We start from the raw sequence: 6,529 nt of genomic DNA on the forward strand, positions 1-6,529 counted from the left end.
GGACTGCGCTGCGCTTGTTCGGGCTACGGCTGATACAGCAAAAGCTTGCGGACAAGTCTGCTCCCACATTGATAAGCAGTTGGCCTGCAGACAATAAAAAGCCGCAGCTGACTGCGGCTTTTTGTTGTGTAGCATCTGCTGCCTAGCGCTCGCGCAACGCCTCGCTGCGCGCACGAAGAATTGGTTTGAGCAGGTAGCTGAGCACGCTCTTCTTGCCGGTGATGATGTCCACCGAAGCGACCATGCCGGGAATAATCAGCAGCGGGTTTTCCTCGGTGCCCAGGTGGCTCTTGTTGGTGCGCAGCTTGATCACATAAAAGCTGTTGCCGTCATCGTCGGTCACGGTGTCGGCACCGATCTGCTCCAGCTCGGCTTTGAGCCCGCCGTAGATGGTGTAGTCATAGGCGGTGAATTTGACCATCGCCTCCTGCCCCGGATGCAGGAAGGCAATGTCCTGCGGGCGAATGCGCGCTTCGACCAGCAGGTTTTCCCCCAGCGGTACGATCTCCACCAGGTCGCTGCCCGGCTGAATCACCCCACCGATGGTGTTAACCAACAGCTGCTTGACGATGCCGCGTACCGGCGAGATCACCAGGGTGCGGTTGACCCGATCTTCCAGCGCCTTGCCGGTTGACTGGATCTTGCTCAGATCGGTGCGTGCCTCGTTGAGCTGAGCCAGCGCCTCGCTGCGAAAACGCCCACGGGTTTCATCGATCTTGCGCTCGACTTCCTTGATCGCCGCTTCGGCCCGCGGCATCGCCAGGGTGGTGGCTTCCAGCTGGCCGCGCGCTTCCACTTCAGCGCGCTTGAGGCGCAGTACCTCTACCTGGGAGATCGCGCCCTGTGCCACCAGCGGCTCGGACATTTGTACTTCCTGGCGCAGCAAGCTCAGGCTGTTGCGAAACTGCCCCTGTTTGGAGGCAAACTCGCGCAGCTCCTGTTGGCGCTGGATCAACTGCTCTTCCAGGCCCGCCACTTCATCGAGCAATTGCTGCTTGCGGCTGTTGAACAGTTGGATTTCGTTATCCGCCTGGCCGCCAGCCTTCTCGCGCACCTCATCAGTCACCACCAGCTCGCGGTTTTGCACTTCGGCGCTGAGACGCTCGACACGCAGCAACAAGGCCAGGCGATCAGCCTCGGTTTCACCGACGTTGGAGGCAAAGCGGGTGTCATCCAGGCGCAACAGCGGGTCGCCAACCTCGACAATCTGCCCCTCACGAACAAACAGTTCGGCGACGATGCCGCCTTCCAGGTTCTGGATTTTCTGCAGCCGCGAGGACGGAATCGCCTTGCCATCGCCCCGGGTCACTTCATCGACCACGGCGAAATTAGCCCACAGCAGGCAGAACACTACAAAGGCAATCAAGCCCCAGATGGTCAGACGCACCACCCGTGGCGCATCCTCGATCAACGCTTTGTTGACCTCCGGTAGCGGCTCATCGCCCAGCTCATCGTGGCTACCGAAATAAGCGGCAACGGCCTGACGCAGGCTCCTTTTCTCGGGCGCTTTAACTGACACTGATCTGCCCCTTCTTCAGCGCTTCCATCACGCTACCTTTCGGCCCGTCGGCGATGATCTGCCCACGGTCGACGATGATCAGCCGATCCACCAGGCTGAGCATCGAAGCACGGTGGGTGACCAGCAACAGGGTCTTGCTGCCGATCACCGCAGACAAGCGCTGCTTGAGGCGTTCTTCACCGGTGTTGTCCATGGCGCTGGTCGGTTCATCGAGCAGCAGAATCGGCGGATCGAGCAACAGCGCACGCGCCAGGGCAACGTTCTGCCGCTGACCGCCGGAGAGGTTCTGCCCGCGCTCGCCAACCTGCAGTTCATAGCCTTTCGGATGCAGTCGAGCGAACTCGTGCACGCCAGCCAGTTCGGCAGCCTGCAACACCAGCTCGTCTTCGACATAGCGCGCGCCGGACACCAGGTTGTCGCGCAGGGTGCCGCTGAACAGCTGAATATCCTGCGGCACATAGCCGATGTTGTGCCGCAGATCGCTGACATCCAGCTGGCGTACATCAATGCCATCGACCAGCAGGCTGCCGCCATCGGGCTGATACAGGCCGACAATCAACTTGGCCAGCGAGCTTTTGCCAGAACCACTGCGGCCAATGATGCCGATCTTCTCGCCGGGACGAACCACCAGGTTGATGCCCAGCAGAGCGGCCTGTTGCTGATCCGGGTAATGGAATTCCAGCTGACGGAACTCGATCGCGCCCTGCAGCGACTGGCGCTTGAGCGGGCGCTCGTCGGCGTGGCGCTCCTGCGGCAGCTCCATCATCTGGTTGACCGATTCAAGCGTCACCCGCGCCTGTTGATAGCGCGTAAGCAGCCCGGAAATCTGCGTCAACGGCCCCAGCGCGCGGCTGCTGAGCATGTAGCAGGCAATCAGCCCGCCCATGCTCAAATTACCGTCAATGATCTGGTACACCCCAAGCACGATCACCACCACACCTGCCAGTTGCTGCAACAGCATGGTGGCGTTCATCGCCAGGCTGGAGAGCATGCGTGCGCGCAGCTCCAGACGGCTGAGGGTGCCGATGGTCTGTTCCCACAGATACTGGCGCTCGCTCTCGGCGTTATTGACCTTGACCGCATCCAGCCCGGCCAGGCTCTCGATCAGGCTCGACTGGCGCTCACCGGCCAGGGCCATGGTGCGCTGCATGGTCTCGGCCAGCGGACGCTGCAAGGTCCAGCCAATCAAGGCCACCAACGGGAAGGCGAGCACCGGAATCCACACCAGATGGCCGCCAATCATGGCGATCACCGCGAGAATCAGCAGGGTAAACGGCAGGTCAATGACGCTGGCCAACGTTAGCGAGGCGAGGAAATCGCGCAGGCTCTGAAACTCGTGAATGTTCTGCGCAAAGCTGCCGACCCGCGCCGGACGGAACTTCATGGCCATGCCGACGATGCGCTCGAACAGCGTGGCGGAGATGATCAGGTCGGTCTTCTTGCCTGCCAGATCCAGGCACAGGCCGCGCAAGGTCTTCAGCAGCAGATCGAAGAAGAACACCCCGGTGATGCCAATTGCCAACACCCACAGAGTGGCTTCGGCTTGGTTGGGCACCACACGGTCGTACACGTTCATTACGAACAGCGGCGTGGCCAGACCAATCAGATTGATCAGAAAACTTGCCGCGATGGCATCGATATACAGCCAGCGCGAACGCTTGAGGGTGTCGCGAAACCAGGACGTGGCGCGCGGGATCAGCTCGCCACGGTTGAAATCAAACTTGTGCTGCGGCTGGGCAAAGAACACTCGACCGCTGTAATCCTCGGCCAGCGCCTCGGCATTGACGCGCACCTCGCCGCCCTCGCTTTCGCTGGGCATGATGCGTGCCCGGCCCTGGTCATCCCAGCCCAGCAAAATGGCGCAGCGACCATCGTGCAGCAGCAGCAAGGCCGGCATGGCCAGGGCCGGAATCTTCTCCAAGCCACGGCGCAACCAGCGCCCCTGTAAACCCGCACGCGCCGCCGCGCGCGGCAGCAACTCGGCACTTAAGCGCTGCTCCGGCAGCGGCAAGCCTGCGGTGAGCATCGCGCGGCTGACAGATTTCTGGTGCAGGCCGCACAGCGACAACAGGCTGTCGAGCAGAGGGTCATCGTAGCGATCACGCGGATCGCTACGGGTTTGCATCGGGCTTGGGTCTACTGCCACTGGGTTTTACTCATCAACGACTGGGCTCAGTTCAGACCCGGCAAGTTGGCCTGGGCCTTGATCTCGTCCAGTGGTGCGGCGGCCATCGGCGCGACTACACCCTGGCTCTTGAGCAGGGAGCCCATGGTGGCCTTGATCCGGTATTGAGTAAACAGCTCGGTGAAACGCACTTCCTCAAGACGGCGCGCGGCGGTGAACAGCTCGTTTTCACTGTCGAGCAAATCCAGCAGGGTGCGGTCACCCAGGCTGAACTGCTTCTGGTAGGACTCGCGCACCCGGCTGCTGTAGTCAACGTACTGCTGGGCAATTGGCAACTGCTGGCGGGCATTTTCCAAGGCATTCCAGGCCAAGCCGAGGTCTTCATTTAATACGCGCAGAGCGTTGTTGCGGATGTCCATCGCCTGGTTGGTCTGATAAGCCTTGGACTGCAGGTCGGCCTTGTTGCTGCCACCGGCAAACAGGTTGTAACGCATGTTCAACATCGCACGCCATTCATTGCTATGGCCGCTTACACCATCGATATTATTATCCATGCCACGCGACAGCTCGGCATCCAGGCGCGGGTAGAAACTCGACTTGGCCGCCTCATATTGCTGCTCGCTGGCCTGTACATCGGCCTCGGCTGAACTCAGGTACGGGTTGTTAGCGAGCATTTCCTGGCGCGCCGCCTGCAGGCTTTCCGGCAGGTGACCAGCCAAACCAGACGGCGGGCTCAGCTCGCTGGCATCACGGCCAACCACGCTGAAATAGTTGACCCGCGCATCCGCCAGGTTGGTCTGCTCAGTGATCAGATTGTTGCGCGCCTGGGCCAGACGCGCCTCGGCCTGATCAAGGTCGGCAGTGCGCCCTACGCCGCTCTGGCTACGCAGGGTGATCTGATCATAAATACGTTCGTGACTGGCCAGGTTGCTCTCGGCCAGACGCACCAGTTCCTGGCGGGTCAGCACATCCAGATAAACCTGCGCCACTGTCAGCGCGGTGCGCTCGGAAGTACCCAGCAATTCATAGGCACGGGCATTTACCGTAGCGCGCTGGCGACCGACTTCACTGCTGGTGGCAAAACCATCAAAAATCATCTGCTGCAAGCGCAGGCTCGACTCACCGCGATTCAGCGTCTCGGTGTTATGGCTCGTCCCACGAGTGCCTGGACTATCGGTGTTTTCACGACCATAGCCGGCCAACAGGTCAACCCGCGGCAGGTAACCACCCTTGGCGGCCTTCATCTGCTCTTCAACCGACAAGCGCGCATTAATCCCCGCCTGAATCTCCGGATGCACCTCAAGGGCGCTTTGCATGGCTTGATTGAGTGTCTGGCCATGGGCAGCCATCGATACCGCAAGAGCAAGAGGGAACAGGGCAAGAAAACGCATTAAATGAAATTCCTTTCAGGCTGGGCGAGTGACTTGGAACAACGAAGGGGCAACGCGCTTGACGCAAAGTGGCGCAGGATACATAAACAGCCGACAGAGCGTGACACGCATCACACTAGAGACAAACCAATATCAAAGTGACATCAGCGCGCGCATTGTTTATTATCGCGTGCAGCAGGTCAATAGTTTGGCATATCAGTAATTCCATATTGGAATAAGCCAAATTTATGACGACGGGATTTTGTCAGATCCTAAGCCTTTAAATCAAAACATTGCTTCACTGTATTTAACGATTTTACCGCGCCCACCTCGGAGCCCGCTCTATGACCACTATCGTCGCCATCGTAAAAAGTCTTGTTGGCCAAGTATTTGCCGTTTCTCTCGACGGACTGAAGCGGCAGATCTTCGAGGGCGAACGCCTGCTCATGGGCGAACAGGTACTGACTGGCCTGGGTGGTGAAGTGACCCTGCAACTGGCTAATGGCGAGCTGGTCAACCTCGCACAGAACAGCAACTGGCAAGCTCCCGCCAGCGATGCACAAGCTGACGATAATAAAGCTGAGCCCAATCCTGGCCTGGAGCAAACCCTGGCTGCCGGCTTCGACCCCACTGTCGACCTCGAAGCCCCAGCGGCTGGTCCAGGTGCTGGTGGCGGTACGGGCGGCGCAGCAGGTGGCGGGCATAGCTTTGTACTGCTGGGGGAGACGGGGCAGCAACTGGAAGCAAGCATTGGCTTTGAAACATCCAATTTGGGCCTGAACGGCACAGCCCAGGACGAGCTGTTCGCCACTGGTGAACAGGCAGCCCAGACAACGGCAGCCAATGCCGCCCTGGACACCACCGCCCCTGGCGCACCAAGCGTGGTATTGGCCAACGATAGCGGTGCCAGCACCACTGACCTGATCACTAATAATGGCTCACTGATAATTGGCGGCATTGAGCCCGGCGCTCTGGTCGAGTACAGCACCGACGGTGGAACGACCTGGAACACTGTATTCACACCCAATGAAGGCAGTAACACTGTCTTAGTTCGTCAAACAGATCCATCTGGCAATACATCACCCTCTACGTCGTTGACCTTTACCCTCGACACCCAAGTCGCTGCACCTACCCTCGCACTCACCACCGACAGCGGTGTGGCCGGCGATCTGATCAGCAACGATGGCACCTACAGCGTCAGCGGCACCGAAGCCGGCGCCCTGGTCGAGTACAGCACCGACGGCACCACCTGGAGCACCACCGCACCAGTGGCCGTGGAAGGCAGCAACACCATTCAAGTGCGTCAGACCGACACCGCAGGCAACACCTCACTGCCGTCCAGCCTGACCTTTACCCTCGACACTCAGGTCGCTGCACCTACCCTCGCCCTCACCACCGACAGCGGTGTGGCCGGCGATCTGATCAGCAACGATGGCACCTACAGCGTCAGCGGCACCGAAGCCGGCGCCCTGGTCGAGTACAGCACCGACGGCACCACCTGGAGCACCACCGCAC

Annotated in this window: 4 protein-coding genes; 1 reads left to right on the top strand and 3 read right to left on the bottom strand. The window is 60.1% G+C overall.

Annotated elements, in window-relative coordinates; genetic code table 11:
* Positions 1-142: 142 nt before the first annotated feature.
* The 3 genes from Q8M42_RS15390 to Q8M42_RS15400 are packed head-to-tail and all read right to left on the bottom strand — an operon-like array spanning position 143 to position 5,035.
* A complete protein-coding gene (locus Q8M42_RS15390) occupies positions 143-1,489 on the bottom strand; it encodes an HlyD family type I secretion periplasmic adaptor subunit (protein ID WP_370692689.1) in 1,347 nt (448 codons plus the stop codon).
* Positions 1,490-1,508: 19 nt separating this feature from the next.
* A complete protein-coding gene (locus Q8M42_RS15395; RefSeq protein ID WP_304864465.1) occupies positions 1,509-3,644 on the bottom strand; it encodes a type I secretion system permease/ATPase in 2,136 nt (711 codons plus the stop codon).
* 47 nt (positions 3,645-3,691) lie between these two features.
* Positions 3,692-5,035 (bottom strand): TolC family outer membrane protein, encoded by a 1,344-nt coding sequence (locus Q8M42_RS15400; RefSeq protein WP_304864468.1) that lies wholly within the window; start codon positions 5,033-5,035, stop codon positions 3,692-3,694.
* 323 nt (positions 5,036-5,358) lie between these two features.
* Between Q8M42_RS15400 and Q8M42_RS15405 the strand changes: the two genes are divergently transcribed.
* The coding region (locus tag Q8M42_RS15405; protein ID WP_305284413.1) for a retention module-containing protein at positions 5,359-6,529 on the top strand (1,171 nt) is incomplete at its 3' end.

The organism is Pseudomonas sp. (genome assembly GCF_030684895.1).
GTDB lineage: Bacteria > Pseudomonadota > Gammaproteobacteria > Pseudomonadales > Pseudomonadaceae > Aquipseudomonas.